This is a genomic window from Maricaulis sp. MIT060901, from assembly GCF_047123815.1.
Lineage (GTDB): Bacteria > Pseudomonadota > Alphaproteobacteria > Caulobacterales > Maricaulaceae > Maricaulis.
This window is the reverse complement of record NZ_CP138920.1, coordinates 1,926,776-1,941,182: the sequence shown is the minus strand read 5'-3', so window position 1 is coordinate 1,941,182 and position 14,407 is coordinate 1,926,776. Positions and strand designations below refer to the sequence as shown.

16 protein-coding genes and 1 tRNA gene are annotated in these 14,407 nt (G+C 61.4%); 14 read left to right on the top strand and 3 right to left on the bottom strand.

The annotated features are described in order from the left end of the window. Positions 1–80: 80 nt before the first annotated feature. The 3 genes from hpf (at position 81) to SIC17_RS09600 (ending at position 2,138) form a co-directional block, all read left to right on the top strand. Complete coding sequence (gene hpf / locus SIC17_RS09610; protein WP_412545212.1) at positions 81–698, top strand: ribosome hibernation-promoting factor, HPF/YfiA family; 618 nt, start codon at positions 81–83, stop codon at positions 696–698. A gap of 16 nt (positions 699–714) precedes the next feature. After that, positions 715–1,179, top strand: coding sequence for a PTS IIA-like nitrogen regulatory protein PtsN (gene ptsN, locus SIC17_RS09605; protein ID WP_291891312.1), 465 nt, complete (start codon positions 715–717; stop codon positions 1,177–1,179). Positions 1,180–1,241: 62 nt separating this feature from the next. Further along, the gene (locus tag SIC17_RS09600) at positions 1,242–2,138 is read left to right on the top strand and encodes a tetratricopeptide repeat protein (RefSeq protein ID WP_412545211.1); all 897 of its coding nucleotides are present in this window, start codon (positions 1,242–1,244) and stop codon (positions 2,136–2,138) included. A gap of 151 nt (positions 2,139–2,289) precedes the next feature. On the opposite strand, the gene SIC17_RS09595 is transcribed toward SIC17_RS09600, so the two are convergent. Both SIC17_RS09595 and SIC17_RS09590 read right to left on the bottom strand, forming a co-directional pair. Continuing rightward, positions 2,290–2,365: transfer RNA gene (locus SIC17_RS09595), tRNA-Ala, on the bottom strand. 103 nt (positions 2,366–2,468) lie between these two features. Beyond that, the gene (locus tag SIC17_RS09590) at positions 2,469–2,912 is read right to left on the bottom strand and encodes a TIGR02300 family protein (protein WP_291891308.1); all 444 of its coding nucleotides are present in this window, start codon (positions 2,910–2,912) and stop codon (positions 2,469–2,471) included. A 110-nt stretch (positions 2,913–3,022) separates the two neighbouring features. Here SIC17_RS09590 and aroA point away from each other — a divergent pair, with 110 nt between their 5' ends. The 5 genes from aroA (at position 3,023) to SIC17_RS09565 (ending at position 8,000) form a co-directional block, all read left to right on the top strand. Continuing rightward, a complete protein-coding gene (gene aroA, locus SIC17_RS09585) occupies positions 3,023–4,363 on the top strand; it encodes a 3-phosphoshikimate 1-carboxyvinyltransferase (RefSeq protein ID WP_291891306.1) in 1,341 nt (446 codons plus the stop codon). Further along, positions 4,360–4,986 carry a (d)CMP kinase gene (gene cmk / locus SIC17_RS09580; protein WP_291891304.1) on the top strand — a complete coding sequence of 209 codons (627 nt, stop codon included), beginning with the start codon at positions 4,360–4,362 and terminating at the stop codon, positions 4,984–4,986. The genes aroA and cmk overlap by 4 nt, the downstream gene beginning before the upstream one ends. Before the next feature lie 182 nt (positions 4,987–5,168). Beyond that, the gene (rpsA, locus tag SIC17_RS09575) at positions 5,169–6,872 is read left to right on the top strand and encodes a 30S ribosomal protein S1 (protein WP_291891302.1); all 1,704 of its coding nucleotides are present in this window, start codon (positions 5,169–5,171) and stop codon (positions 6,870–6,872) included. Positions 6,873–6,997: 125 nt separating this feature from the next. Continuing rightward, positions 6,998–7,303: an integration host factor subunit beta gene (locus SIC17_RS09570; protein ID WP_412545210.1), complete on the top strand. Its 306-nt coding sequence runs from the start codon at positions 6,998–7,000 to the stop codon at positions 7,301–7,303. Between the two features lie 82 nt (positions 7,304–7,385). After that, the gene (locus SIC17_RS09565; protein WP_412545209.1) at positions 7,386–8,000 is read left to right on the top strand and encodes a putative metalloprotease CJM1_0395 family protein; all 615 of its coding nucleotides are present in this window, start codon (positions 7,386–7,388) and stop codon (positions 7,998–8,000) included. Here the strand turns inward: SIC17_RS09565 and SIC17_RS09560 are convergent. Beyond that, a complete protein-coding gene (locus SIC17_RS09560; RefSeq protein ID WP_291891296.1) occupies positions 7,997–8,146 on the bottom strand; it encodes a hypothetical protein in 150 nt (49 codons plus the stop codon). The two genes, SIC17_RS09565 and SIC17_RS09560, sit on opposite strands and share 4 nt — an antisense overlap. Positions 8,147–8,238: 92 nt before the next feature. On the opposite strand from SIC17_RS09560, the gene SIC17_RS09555 reads away from it, so the two are divergent. From SIC17_RS09555 to SIC17_RS09530, 6 genes are all read left to right on the top strand, one after another. Further along, the gene (locus SIC17_RS09555; protein ID WP_291891295.1) at positions 8,239–9,168 is read left to right on the top strand and encodes a LysR substrate-binding domain-containing protein; all 930 of its coding nucleotides are present in this window, start codon (positions 8,239–8,241) and stop codon (positions 9,166–9,168) included. 244 nt (positions 9,169–9,412) lie between these two features. Beyond that, a complete protein-coding gene (locus tag SIC17_RS09550) occupies positions 9,413–10,057 on the top strand; it encodes a phosphoribosylanthranilate isomerase (RefSeq protein WP_412545208.1) in 645 nt (214 codons plus the stop codon). Between the two features lie 11 nt (positions 10,058–10,068). Next, complete coding sequence (gene trpB / locus SIC17_RS09545; RefSeq protein ID WP_412545207.1) at positions 10,069–11,301, top strand: tryptophan synthase subunit beta; 1,233 nt, start codon at positions 10,069–10,071, stop codon at positions 11,299–11,301. Further along, positions 11,301–12,089 (top strand): tryptophan synthase subunit alpha, encoded by a 789-nt coding sequence (gene trpA, locus SIC17_RS09540; protein WP_412545206.1) that lies wholly within the window; start codon positions 11,301–11,303, stop codon positions 12,087–12,089. Before trpB ends, trpA begins: the two co-directional genes overlap by 1 nt. Before the next feature lie 31 nt (positions 12,090–12,120). Next, entirely contained in the window at positions 12,121–13,050 is a 930-nt protein-coding gene (gene accD / locus SIC17_RS09535) for an acetyl-CoA carboxylase, carboxyltransferase subunit beta (RefSeq protein ID WP_412545205.1), read from the top strand. Next, positions 13,007–14,368 carry a bifunctional folylpolyglutamate synthase/dihydrofolate synthase gene (locus SIC17_RS09530; protein WP_412545204.1) on the top strand — a complete coding sequence of 454 codons (1,362 nt, stop codon included), beginning with the start codon at positions 13,007–13,009 and terminating at the stop codon, positions 14,366–14,368. The genes accD and SIC17_RS09530 overlap by 44 nt, the downstream gene beginning before the upstream one ends. Positions 14,369–14,407: the final 39 nt, after the last annotated feature.

The following is a 14,407-nucleotide window of genomic DNA, read 5'->3' as shown; positions in this document are numbered from 1 at the left end:
TAGGTTCCGCCCGCTTTCCAAGGGGCGGAGCAGTTCGGAAACGCCTCACATGCTGGTGAATGGCCAGCGGGAAGGAGCGCATGCATACACAAGTTGTCAGCAAAGGCATCGACGTCAGCGATGCACTTCGGGAACAAATTCTCGGACGTGTCGAGGACGGGGTCTCTAAATACTTCAATCGCCCGGGCGAGGCTTATGTAGCCATCGCACGCGAGGGGGTCGGTTTTCGGGTCGACTGTTCCTTGCATCTGCCGTCCGGCGTAATGCTCCAGGCCCATGGAGAAGCGGATGACGCCTACAAGGCGGCAGACGACACCATGATCAAGCTGGAGAAGCGATTGCGCCGCTACAAGCGCAAGCTGAAGAACCACCACGCTGATAATAAGTCCGAGCTACCTGGCGAAAGTCTTCCTTTCGTCGTTCTCAAGGGGATGCGTGACAGCTTCTCTGACGACGATGAAGACGACAGCCTGCCGGCAGCGAACGGTTCTCCGGAACCGATAGTGATCGCGGAAAAGCCCGGTGAAGTCCGCACGATGACTGTGGGCATGGCATCTCTGGAACTGGACGCGGCAGACTCGCCGTTTCTGCTGTTCAAGAATGCTGCAAACGGGGGGGTCAACATCGTCTACCGACGGCCTGATGGAAACATTGGGTGGGTAGACCCGTCACGAGCCGAGCGGAAAGAAACCGCGTAAACACTAGAAGTTATCAATGGCGTTAGCAGATCTCATTCCCGGCGACGGTGTCATCCTTGATTTGGGGGCATCGAGCCGAAAGCAAGTTCTACAATCTCTCGCCGAGTTGGCTGCAGAGACTACCGGGCTGAACGCGCGTACGATTTTTGACGCCGTTCTTCAGCGCGAACGTCTCGGCTCGACCGGCGTGGGACAGGGCGTCGCCATTCCTCATGCACGCATTCGTGGGAATGAACGGGTGCAGGGCTTTTTTGCCCGCCTGCGTTCGCCGGTCGACTTTGAGTCGATCGACGGACGTCCGGCGGACCTGATCTTCATGCTGCTCGCCCCGGAAGATGCCGGCGCCGAGCACCTCAAGGCCCTGGCACGTGTTTCACGCATGTTGCGCCGTGAAGATATCCGCCAGCGCCTGCGCGCCGCGCCGAACTTGGATGCCATCTTCGCCGTCCTCACGGGCGAGCCTGCCACAGACGCTGCGTAAGCGCTCATCGCACATTCAGCTAGGATCGGCATGCTGCGGGGAAACAGTCTCCGGAGACCCACATGTTGCGCCTCGCCACACTTGTCATTTCTGCGGCCTTGCTCGTCTCTCCTGCCCCGGCCGTCGCCCTGGCCAACTCGAGCTCGACCACGTACGCACAGGACAATATCGACGACCTACGCCTCGCCGCGGAAGCTGGCGACACATCGGCAGCCTTTGGCTATGGCTATGCGCTGACCTTTCCCGACAGTGGAGATCCGGACTACGCCATTGGTCGCTACTGGCTGGTCCAGGCAGCCGATGCAGGGCTGGCAGAAGCCAATCACGTACTGGGTCTGGTCTATCGCGACGGCATCGGCACGAATGCCGAGCTCGACCGAGCCCGCGCCTTCTTTGAACTCGCCTGGCAAGGCCAGAACACCAGTGCCGGCCTCGATCTGGCCGATCTGCTTATCTATGACTATGAGGGCGAGGCAGAGGGGGGACTTGCGATCTATCGCCAGCTTTCCACCCGCAATGATGTGGGCGCCTTCGCCCAGCTGCGCCTCGCTGAAGCCCTGATGTTCGGCCCGGAGGCCATCGAGGACACCAGCGGGGCCCTGGCTGCCGCTCGGTCCGCCCTTGCGGCCGACTCCTCCCTCGCCGGCGCCAATTATATTCTCGGCATCGGATCCATGACCGGAATGGAAGGCGAGGCTGACCCGGTCGCTGCGCGCGCCTTCTGGCAGGCCGGGGCCAATGGCGGCGACAGCCTCTGCATGGCCGCACTCGCGCAGGCAATGCTGGAAGGTGACGGCGGGGAGGTCGATCAGATCGAGGCCCTCGCCCTGCTCTATACCGCTGCCATTCTCGGTGACCTAGAAGCCGCCGAAAGCGCCGCCAGCATCGAAGACCAACTCGAAGAAGCCCAGTTGACCGAAGCGGAGCAGCGGTCCGCGCAGTATCTTGAGAGGCTCTAGCGGGTACGATTAGAAATCCAGGGAGGGCTTTCTATGGCGTCTTGCGACGCCCACCTACTCCGCCCCTTCGGCGCACCTCGCCCATCAGGGGCGAGGACAGGGAAACTCCCAGATCAAAAAACCCCGCCGTTTCCGGCGGGGTTTTCGATAATGGTGGAGCTAAGCGGAATCGAACCGCTGACCTCTTGAATGCCATTCAAGCGCTCTCCCAACTGAGCTATAGCCCCGAAACTCGGGCTGGCCGCATTGGGGTCAGCGGCCAAGAGGCGCGGAACCTAGTCCCGGATCGTGTCCGGATCAAGAGCCCGTTGCGCCCCTTACTGCAGAAGATCAGAGATCTTCGTCTTTCTCGATGTTGAAGTCGCCGAAATCCTCGTCGTCTTCCTCGTCGATAAGGACTTTGGTGTTGTCGTCCTCATCATCGTCCTCGAGATCATCCTCGGACTCGAAGTCATCCCCGATGTCGTCACTGAGGCCGGATCCGTCCTCATTGTCGTCCTCATCGGAATCAGGTGCCTCATTGGCAGCCTCATCGACTTCAGGCGTATCGTCAGCCTCGTCCTCGAAACCGTCCTGTTCGTCGGCTTCCTTGCCCTTCTTCTCCTCGGCCTCTTCCGGTTTCGGATCATCCGCTACCGGCAGTTTCGGCTCCAGAGCTTCCGGATCGAACTCATGCTCACATTTCGGGCAACGCGCAGGTTGGCGGCCCAGGTCATAAAATTTGGCAGCGCAGCTAGGACAGGTGCGCTTGGTTCCAAGATCAGCTTTGGCCATGACTTCCCTTCACAACCACTATTCGTTTCGGCGGGTCCCGTTGCCACGATCACCGCGCTCTGTCAAAACCCGATCACCGTGATGTCACCCTAATCCTTGTGTTTTTCTTGATGCCCCAAAATTCTCCCACTCTGCAAGGCCCTTTTTCTGCCTCTCGCTCAAAGCCGCTGCATGGCGATTTCGCTGCGCCTGGCGACAAGTCCATTTCGCACAGATCCCTTATATTTGGGGGACTTGCTAACGGTAACACCCAGATCGAGGGTTTGCTGGAGAGCGAGGATGTCATCAATACAGCCAAGGCAATTGCAGCTTTAGGCGCTGATGTAAAAAATCTCGGGAAAAATCGCTGGTCGGTCACTGGACTCGGCGGAAAATTCGAATCACCTGCGCAGGATCTCGACTTCGGCAACTCCGGAACAGGTGCGCGACTGATGATGGGTGTCGTCGCCGGAACCGGTGCAACGGCGCGTTTTGTCGGCGATGAAAGCCTCACAGGGCGGCCGATGCGCCGGGTGACGGATCCATTGTCCGAAATGGGCGCTGATGTCACCACCACCGAAGGTCGCCTGCCTGTCACCGTCGAATCCGCACCGCTCGATGCGATTTCCTATACGCCGCCCGTTGCCTCCGCGCAGGTAAAGTCTGCCCTGTTACTGGCCGGGCTGGGCGCGCGAGGCACCACGGTGATCCACGAGCCAACCCCGACCCGCGATCATACCGAGACCATGCTGAGGCTGTTTGGCGCCGAGATCTCGATCGAGGACGTTGATAGCGGCTGGACCATCTCCCTGCCAGGCGAACAGAAACTCAGCGCCACGCCGCTCCGTGTACCCGGCGATCCAAGCTCTGCAGCCTTCGCGGTTGTCGCCGCGCTGATCACCCCGGGTTCCGACGTCACCCTGCGCGGCGTGATGGATAATACGGCGCGCACCGGGCTTTACACCACGCTCAAGGAGATGGGTGCGGACCTGACAATCACGCCTGCGCAGGTCATGGCTGGTGAAAAGACCATCGATATTCGCGCACGCTATTCCAAGCTTAACGGCCTCAGTGTTCCCGAAGAGCGTGCACCCTCGATGATCGATGAATACCCGATCCTGGGCGTTGCTGCCGCGGCCGCCGACGGCGTGACACGCATGAACGGTCTGGCGGAACTGCGGGCCAAGGAGAGCGATCGCCTGATGGGCACGTCGGACCTTCTGACAGCCAATGGCGTCGAGACAATCATTCGCGATGACGGTTTGGATGTTGTCGGCACGGGCGGAGACGTCCCGGGCGGCGGCCATGTCATCACCCATCACGACCACCGCATCGCCATGAGCGCCCTTGTTCTGGGCCTGATCGCAGAGGAAGCGGTGACCATTGATGATGCCAGCATGATCGCAACCAGCTATCCGGACTTTCTGGATCACATGCTGTCCCTGGGCGCGCAAATGGAGCCGGCGGAATGATCATCGCCGTCGACGGACCGCTGGCCTCGGGCAAGGGCACGATTGCGCGAGCCCTGTCGCAGAAATTCAGCCTGCCCTATCTGGATACAGGCAGCCTGTACCGCGCAGCCGCTTTGGCTGTGCTGGATGCCGGCCACGACCCAAACGACGAAACCGCCGCAGTAGAGGCCGCGCGCACGCTGGATGTGACGTCGATTGACGAAGCCCGTATCCGCACCGCAGCCGTCGGCCAGGCCGCCTCCCAAGTCGCGAAACAACAAGCTGTTCGCGACGCCCTGTTCGAAGTCCAGCGCGCCTTTGCCACCCAGCCGGGAGGAGCGATTCTGGACGGGCGCGATATCGGTACGGTGATCTGCCCCGATGCTGAGGTAAAACTCTTTGTCACGGCCGATCCAGAGACGCGTGCCCGCCGTCGCCAGAGCGAGCTCAATGCCAAGGGCGACCCCATCACCTTCGAGGAAATGCTCGCCCAGACACTCTCGCGGGATGCACGCGACGCCGAGCGCACGGATGCGCCCATGCGCAAGGCAGATGATGCAACCTTGCTTGATACGTCATCCTTGAGTATAGACGCGGCCATTGCGGAGGCCGTCCGGATTGTGGAAAAGCGCCAAAAGGCGTGACACTTCCGGGGATTCTGCAAACACAGCCGAGTACCGGATGACACCTGAAATGCTCCCTTCCGGAGCAAAGGGTAGCGTTCGGCCCACTCTTGTTTGAACTCTAACCCGCTGATTCATCAGCACTTAGACAGCGCAATCAACGATTTTCAGCCTGACCGCGCTGTACTGGAGCAACCCTTTAAATGTCTACCGAAACACTCACCCCGACGACTGATGACTTTGCCGCGATGCTCGAGGCAAGCCTGGCCGGCCGCGATCTGGCCGAGGGCCAAGTCGTCAAAGGCACCGTGACCGCAATCGAAAACGACGTTGTTGTTGTCGACGTAGGTCTGAAGACCGAAGGCCGCGTCCCGATGCGCGAATTCACCGGTCCGGGATCCGAAGCCCCGTCCGTGGGTGACGAAGTTGAAGTCTACCTTGAGCGCATCGAGAACGCGCTCGGTGACGCAATCCTGTCGCGCGACAAAGCTCGCCGCGAGGAAAGCTGGGACCGTCTGGAAAAGTCCTTCGACAAGAAAGAGCCGGTCAATGGTGCGATCGTTGGTCGCGTCAAAGGCGGTTTCACTGTCGATCTCGGCGGCGCTTCCGCCTTCCTGCCGGGCTCCCAGGTCGATATCCGTCCGGTCCGCGATGTTGGCCCGCTGATGAACCAGGAACAGCCGTTCGCCATCCTCAAGATGGACCGTCCGCGCGGAAACATCGTTGTTTCCCGCCGCGCCGTCCTCGAAGAGAGCCGTGCCGAACAGCGTGCAGAACTCGTCGGCCAGCTGGCTGAGGGCGAAGCCCGCGAAGGCGTCGTCAAGAACATCACCGATTACGGTGCGTTCGTTGACCTCGGCGGCATTGACGGCCTGCTGCATGTTACCGACATGTCCTGGAGCCGTGTTGGCCACCCGTCCGAAGTTGTTGAAGTTGGTCAGACGGTTTCCGTCCAGATCATCAAGATCAACAAGGAAACCCAGCGCATCTCCCTCGGCATGAAACAGCTCATGTCCGACCCGTGGGATGGCGTTGCCGCGAAATACCCGGTTGGCGCAACCTTCGAAGGTCGTGTCACGAACATCGCGGAATACGGTGCATTCGTTGAGCTGGAACAGGGCGTTGAAGGCCTGGTTCACGTCTCCGAAATGTCATGGACCAAGAAAAACGTCCACCCGGGCAAGATCCTGTCCACTTCTCAGGAAGTTCAGGTCATGGTCCTCGATGTCGACGCCGAGAAGCGCCGCATCTCCCTGGGCGTCAAGCAGACCCAGCGCAATCCGTGGGAAGTGTTCGCAGAGAACCACCCGTCCGGTTCCGCTATCCAGGGCGAGATCAAGAACATCACCGAATTCGGTCTGTTTGTTGGCCTGGAAGGCGATATCGACGGCATGGTTCACCTGTCCGACATCTCCTGGGACCAGTCCGGCGAAGAAGCCATGGAAGCCTTCAAGAAAGGCGACATGGTTGACGCGAAAGTCCTCGACGTCGACGTCGACAAAGAGCGTGTTTCCCTGGGCATCAAACAGCTGGCTGGTGACCCGATGGACAGCTCCGGCGTCAACCGCAACGACACCGTCACCTGTACGGTTACGGAAATCACGTCCGGCGGTATCGAAGTAACCTTCGGCGATGACACGGCTGTGAAAGCCTTCATCCGCAAGTCCGACCTGTCCCGCGATCGTGCGGAACAGCGTCCGGAGCGCTTCGCTGTAGGCGACAAGGTCGACGCTCGCGTCACCAATGTTGACAAGGCGTCCCGCCGCATCTCCCTGTCCATCAAGGCGCTGGAGATCTCCGAGGAGCGTGAAGCGGTTGAGCAGTATGGTTCTTCCGATGCCGGTGCATCCCTGGGTGACATCCTGGGCGCTGCCCTGCGCGAGAACGACGGCGAAGATAAAAGCTAAGCCCATACGTTCAAACGAATAAAAATTGATCGGCCGGAGCACTGCTTCGGCCGATTTTTTTTGATCAAGCGTTGACGTGCACTCTGTCTCAAGGCAGTTTTATCGAGCAAACACGGAGGCATGGCATGATCAAATCCGAGCTGATCGATCGTCTGGCAGAAGCCAATCCCCACCTCTACCACCGGGATGTGGAGCGTGTGGTCAATACGATCCTTGATGGCGTGACCGATGCCCTGGCCCGCGGTGACCGGGTCGAGCTTCGTGGATTTGGTGCCTTTTCCGTTCGCCAGCGCCCGGCCCGCACCGGCCGCAACCCGCGCACCGGCGAAAGCGTTTCCGTGAAGGAAAAACACGTTCCCTTCTTCAAGACCGGCAAGGAATTGCGCGAGCGCGTCGACGGCTCACGCGATACGGTCAAGGAACTCTCCTAAACCTGCTTTTCACATCTGATTAAGCGCCTCAGCCGATAATATCGGCATGAGCAGTGTTGGCGCGTTATCCGGCTTGCCGTCGATGCCCCAGGCATCGGCCGGGACAAGTGCGCCTGCCCCCCAGAAAAGCGGGGGCCTCAACCAGCCGCTCTCCAAGGAAGAGCAGGCCCAGGTCGCCAAGCTGAAAGCACGCGACACCGAGGTGCGCGCCCATGAGCAGGCGCACAAGAATGTCGGCGGCCAATATGCCGGCGCAATCAGTTACGACTATCAGAAGGGTCCCGATGGTCGCTCCTACGCCGTAGGGGGAGAAGTTCCGATCGATGCGAGCGAAATCGCCGGCGATCCGGAAGCGACCATCGAAAAGATGCGCATCGTCAAGGCTGCGGCCCTGGCTCCGGCGGAACCCTCGGCACAGGACCGCAAGGTGGCCGCTCTCGCTGACGCACAGATGATGAAGGCCCAGGCCGAACTCAACACACAGCGCACGGAGGGGGCTGATCCGAACAGTCCGGAGAACATGTTGAGCGGCGATCTCAACCAGAAGCTGGCCGAAATGCGTGAAACGGCCCGGGAAGAGCGGGAAGCGGGTGCCGGGAACCAGGCTCAGGGAGTTGTGGCGCCGTTTGATCTGATGGCCTACGCACAGGGCGTTTACGCGTCGACCACACCGGCGACACCCGCCACCCCTCTCTAAACCTTGCGATTATAGTCACCGGACTTGCCCAGAAATCTGAAAAAGCCCTCGGCCGCATTGAACAGGCGCGTCAGCCAGCCGGCGCGACCGTAATAGATCTGGGCATCTTCTGGTGCGTTGGTGTCATACTTCCAATCGTAAGCCATTTATCGTCTCCGTCATTAACTGAGACATGTCTTACGCTTGATATAGAGATCCATTCCAACTAAACCTCAAGGGTCTGTCATAAGCTGAATTTATGCCTAAACCTCTACCTCCCATCCAGGCCATACGCGTTTTCGAGACGGCCGCCCGCCTGGGCAATTTCACACGCACCGGCGAGGCCCTAGGCATGACCCAGGCCGCTGTGAGCTATCAGATCAAACAGCTGGAAGACCGGCTGGGCTTTGCGGTGTTTGATCGCAAAGCCCGCCATGTCGAGCTGACCGCCCGCGGCGCCCGTCTCGCCCGCGGCACCAGCGAGGCCTTCCGCCTGCTGGAGCGAACCTTCGAGACCGTACGCGACGAGCAGGACCACATCCTGCACATCTCGGCCATCCCGACCTTTTGCAACAACTGGCTGGTCCCGCGCATCGGCACCTTCCAGATGGAAAATCCCGACCTGGCCGTCCGCATCGAATCCAATCGCGACATCACCGATATCAAGGCCGGGGAAGCCGACATCGCCCTGCGCTCTGGCTATGGCTATTGGGAGGGGCTGGAAGCGCGCAAACTGTTTGACGACACCACGGCGCCCCTGGTTCCTACAGCAGCCCTGCAGCGGTTTGGACCGCTGGAAAAACCGGAAGACCTGCTCAAGTTGCGCCTGTTCGGGCCCCTGCCCTGGTGGCAGGCCTGGTTTAAGGAACAGGGCATCGACCCGGCCATTCTGCCTGCACGCCCACACCTGGAGCTGGAGACCCAGACGATGGAAATCTCCGCAGCCATCGCGGCTGGAGATGCGGCCTGCATGGTCACCCCGATCTATTTTGCCGAACAGATCGCCTCCGGCGCCCTCGCCCAGCCCTTCGAGCACGAAAGCCCGCATACGCACGCGCACTACATGGTGTTTGATCCGGAGCGCGCCAACGAGCCCAAGATCAAGGCCTTCGTGCAATGGATGTTGTTCCAACCCATGGCGTTCTGCCTCAACCGGGCACCCAAGGCATTCCCCGAGGCGGGCGGGTAGGCCAGCAGCTTATCTTCCCCATGGGTGGGGAAGTGGACTCGCCGACGCCAGAGGCGAAGGCGAGGTCGAAGGGGGTGCGAACGCCGGTGAGTGCTAAACCTCCGCGCTGCGCGCTCCTGCCCCTCCGTCCCTTCGGGACACCTCCCCGGTGGGGAGGATGAAAAGCAGCTATTCGCCAACTGGGGCTTGCCGAATGTGACGTGAAGCTTACTAGTCACTCCCAGCACTACAATGCGAGCCGGACATGCCCGCCATCGACATCAAATTCTGCGGCCTGAAAACCGGACCCGACGTCGCTGCCGCACGTGACGCCGGCGCGCGCTATACCGGTTATGTCATCTTCCCGCCCAGCCCGCGTCATGTGGACCCGGTGCGTGCGGGAGAGCTGGCTCACCTGGCCGACGGAACCGAGACCGTCGCTGTCGTCGTCAATCCGGATGATGAGCTGCTCGCGCAGATCCGCGATGCCATGCGGCCCGACTGGATACAGCTGCACGGCTCGGAAACGCCGCAGCGGGTCGAGCAGGCCCGCGCCTATGCCAGCAAGGGCATTATCAAGGCTCTGCCCGTGGCCGAGGCGAGCGATCTGGACGCCGCCAGGGCCTATGACGGCGTCGCCGACATGCTGTTGTTTGATGCCAAACCGCCCAGGGGCGCCGACCGACCGGGCGGCTGGGGGCATGGTTATGACTATGCACTACTGAAAAACCTGTATTTATCGATGCCCTGGCTCTTGTCCGGCGGGCTTGATCCCACCAATGTCTGCCAAGCTGTCGAGGCGGCGGGCGCAAGCGCCGTCGATGTCTCGTCCGGCATTGAAACATCCTCCGGCGTCAAGGACGCCGACCTGATCCACGCCTTTGCCAAGGCGCTGAGCGAAACCGCCTGAAGGAGAAAGCCATGAGCGATACCGCCTCTGTCGAAACCCGACCGAATGCGCTTTCCGCCTGGCCGGATGCACGTGGCCGATTTGGTGATTACGGCGGTCGTTTCGTCGCCGAAACATTGATGCCGAACATCCTCGAGCTGGAAGCGGCCTATGAGGACGCCAAGCGTGATGTCGAATTCCAGCGCGAGATGGAAGAATTCCTGCGCGACTATGTCGGCAAGCCGAGCCCGATCTATTTCGCAGAACGCCTGACCGAGGAGTTCGGTGGCGCGAAAATCTGGTTCAAGCGCGACGAGCTGAACCATACCGGCAGCCACAAGATCAATAACTGCCTGGGCCAGGTCCTCCTGGCCAAGCGCATGGGCAAGACCCGTATCATCGCCGAGACCGGTGCCGGCCAGCACGGTGTGGCCACCGCAACGGTTGCCGCACGGTTCGGCCTGCCCTGTACGGTCTTCATGGGCGCCACCGATGTGGAGCGCCAGGCGCCAAATGTCTTCCGCATGAAATTGCTGGGCGCCGAGGTAGTGCCGGTGTCGTCGGGCACGGGCACGCTGAAGGACGCCATGAACGAAGCGCTGCGCGACTGGGTCACCAATGTGCACGACACGTTCTATGTAATCGGCACGGTGGCGGGCCCGCACCCCTATCCGGCCATGGTGCGCGACTTCCAGTCCATTATCGGTCGCGAGGCGCGCGCCCAGATCATGGACCGGCTGGGACGTCTCCCCGATGCGGCAGTTGCCTGTATCGGTGGCGGCTCCAATGCGATGGGGCTTTTCCATCCCTTCATCGATGACGAGGATGTGCGCCTGATCGGTGTCGAGGCGGCCGGCCACGGTATCGAAACCGGCGAACACGCCGCCAGCCTGAAAGGCGGCAAGCCCGGCATCCTGCACGGCAACAAGACCTATCTGCTGCAGGATGATGACGGCCAGATCATCGACGCTCACTCCATCTCGGCAGGTCTGGACTATCCCGGTATCGGCCCGGAACACGCCTTCCTGCACGATGCCAAGCGCGCGGAATACGTCTCGGCGACCGATACCGAGGCGCTGGAGATGTTTCAGCTCTGCACCAAGCTGGAAGGCATTATCCCGGCCCTGGAGCCCGCCCACGCCCTCGCCCGCGTCCGCGACCTGGCCAAAGAGCTCGGCCCCGAGGGCGTCATCCTGATGAATATGTGTGGCCGCGGCGACAAGGACGTCCCGCAAGTGGCGGAGATGCTGGGAGTGAGCCTGTAATGACCAACCGCCTCACCACACGTTTCAATGAGCTGGACGCCTATGGCCGTCCTGGTTTCGTCGCCTACATGATGGCGGGGGATGGCGACAGCCAGGCCCTGCTCAATGCGCTGCCGGATGCCGGTGCGGATGTGATCGAGCTGGGCATGCCCTTTACCGACCCGATGGCCGATGGCGCGTCCATCCAGGGCGCGGCGCTGCGAGCGCTGGCAGCCGGCATGACGCTGCAGGGCGTGTTCGCCCAGGCCGCGGAGTTCCGCAAGGCCAATGACACCACGCCGATCGTCCTGATGGGTTATGCCAACCCGATCCACCATATGGGCTTTGAGAATTTCGCCCGCCGCGCCGAGAAGGCCGGGGTGGATGGCCTCATCTGTGTCGACATTCCGCCGGAAGAGGATGAAGAGCTGCGCACGGCGCTCAATGCGCATGGTATCGCCCTCATTCGTCTGGCCACCCCCACCACCGACGACAAACGACTGGGAACAGTGGTCGAAAACACGTCCGGTTTTGTTTATTACGTTTCTACGACGGGCGTGACAGGCGCCGGATCCGGTGTTGTTACCGAGGTCGGCGATGCTGTTGCACGCGTCAGGGCTGCCAGCGGTTTACCCGTTGCAGTCGGGTTTGGTGTACGCACGCCTGAACAGGCGAAGGCTATTGCCGAACGCGCCGATGCTGTGGTGGTTGGATCCGCCATCGTCGACGCCATGAATGAAGGTGGTGTCGAGGCTGCCGTGGAGCTGGTGAAATCCCTCTCTGCTGCAACCCATGGCGCAAAACGGTGAGTGAAGGCCGATGAAAGATCGGGACGCGGAAATGAACTGGTTGTCCAAGCTTACCCCTCCGGGGATGTCGAAAATCTTCTCCAAGCGGGATACGCCCGACAATTTGTGGGTCAAATGCCCGATCTCGGACGAGATGGTCTTCCACAAGGATCTGGAAGCCGGCCTGTTTGTGACCCCGGCGGGTCACCACATGCGCATCGGCCCGGCCTGGCGTTTCCAGTTCACCTTTGACGCTGACTACACCGAGCTCGACACGCCGGAAGTCCCCAAGGATCCGCTGAAATTCAAGGACGACAAGCCCTATACCTCGCGTATTGCCGGTGCTCGCAAGAAGACCGGCCGTGATGACGCGATGGCGATCGCTGTCGGCGAGATCGGTGGCGTGGAAACGGTTGTCCTGGTCCAGAACTTCGCCTTCATGGGCGGTTCGCTGGGCATGGCTGCCGGTGAAAGCTTCATCCGCGCGGCCGAGGAAGCCATCAAGCGCCGTGCGCCGCTGGTCGTGTTCACCGCGGCCGGTGGTGCCCGCATGCAGGAAGGCGCGCTGTCGCTGATGCAGATGCCGCGCACGACGATCGCTGTTGAAATGCTCAAGGAAGAGCGCCTGCCCTATGTCGTGGTCCTCACCGATCCGACGACGGGTGGTGTGACCGCTTCCTACGCCATGCTGGGTGATGTTCACCTGGCCGAGCCGGGTGCCCTGATCGGCTTTGCCGGACCGCGCGTGATTGAACAGACTATTCGCGAGAAACTGCCGGAAGGCTTCCAGCGTTCCGAATACCTCCTGGAAAAGGGCATGGTCGACAAAGTCGTGCATCGCCGCGATATTCCGGCTACACTGTCGCGCATGTTACGCGTGATGCTGAAACGACCTGGTTCGTCAGCGCCTGCCGCGCTGACCCCACCCGCTGCTGATCATGTGCCCGCCGACCCCGCGTCCGGCGACGGGGGTTCCCATTAGCACGCGCCGTCAGGCGATTGACGACGCGCTTGAGCGCCTGGGTCGACTGCACCCGAAAAAAATCGATCTCTCACTCGGGCGCCTCCAGCGCCTGCTGACGGCGCTCGACAATCCGCAGGACAAGCTGCCGCCGATCATCCACGTGGCCGGCACCAATGGCAAAGGCTCAACCTGTGCCTTCCTGGCCGAGATGGCCCGGGCCAAGGGCGAGCGTGTGCACATCTACACCTCCCCGCACCTGGTCAATTTCAACGAACGCATCCTGCTGGACAGCAAGCCGGTTGATGACCGCGCCCTGATCGAGGCCTTTGCCCGCGCCGAAGCGGCCAATTTCGGCGAACCGATCACCTTTTTCGAGATCACCACCGCAGCCGCCTTCCTGCTGTTCAGCGAGCACCCGGCAGACCGGCTGATCCTGGAAGTGGGTCTGGGTGGCCGGTTCGACGCGACCAATGTGATTACCAAACCGGAGCTGACGGTCGTCACCCCGGTCAGCCTCGACCACCAGGACTTCCTCGGCGACGAGCTGGAAACGATCGCCCGGGAAAAGGCCGGAATCGCCAAGCCGGGTGTTCCGATGATCATCGGCGACCAGAAGCCGGAAGCGCGGGACGCCCTGCTGGAAGAAGCTGGCAAGGTCGGTGCGCCGACCCTGGTCTGGGGCCAGGATTACCGCGGCTATCCGCAACACGGCCGGCTGGTCTATGAGGATGAGAACCGGGTCTGGGATCTGCCTGCACCCGGTCTTCTGGGACCACACCAAGTGCTCAACGCCGGCGCAGCTGCGGCCTGCGCCGCTGCGCTCGACTGGCCGGAAGAAGCCGTCGCCAAGGGTATCGAACAGGCCCGTTGGCCCGGACGCCTGCAGGCAATCACGGGCGGGCCTCTGGGCGAGATCGCGCAGAAGGCCAAGGCCGAGCTGTGGCTGGATGGCGGTCATAATGAAGCCGCCGCGATCGCGCTGGCCCATGCCTTTGCCGATATGGATGAACGCGAGGACCGTCCGCTGGTGATCATTGCCGGCTTCTCGCCGAACAAGGATGTCCGCGCCTGGGCCTCACAATTTGCCGGCCTGGCCCGCAAGCTCATTGCGGTGGAGTTCAATGCAGGTCGTGGCGGCTCCCTGCACGCCAATGATGTAGTGCATCTGTGCAAGGAAGTCGGACTGCACGCAGAACCGGCCGGCGGGCTGATCCCTGCCTTGAAGGACGCGGTCCGGGAGAGCCCGACGCCCCGCATCCTGATCGGTGGATCGCTCTACCTTGCCGGTGAGGCGCTCGCCCTGGGCGGATGCCCACCGCACAAGACGCCGGGCTAGATAGAATACCCAAAGAAAAAGGGCCGCTCGATCGAGCGG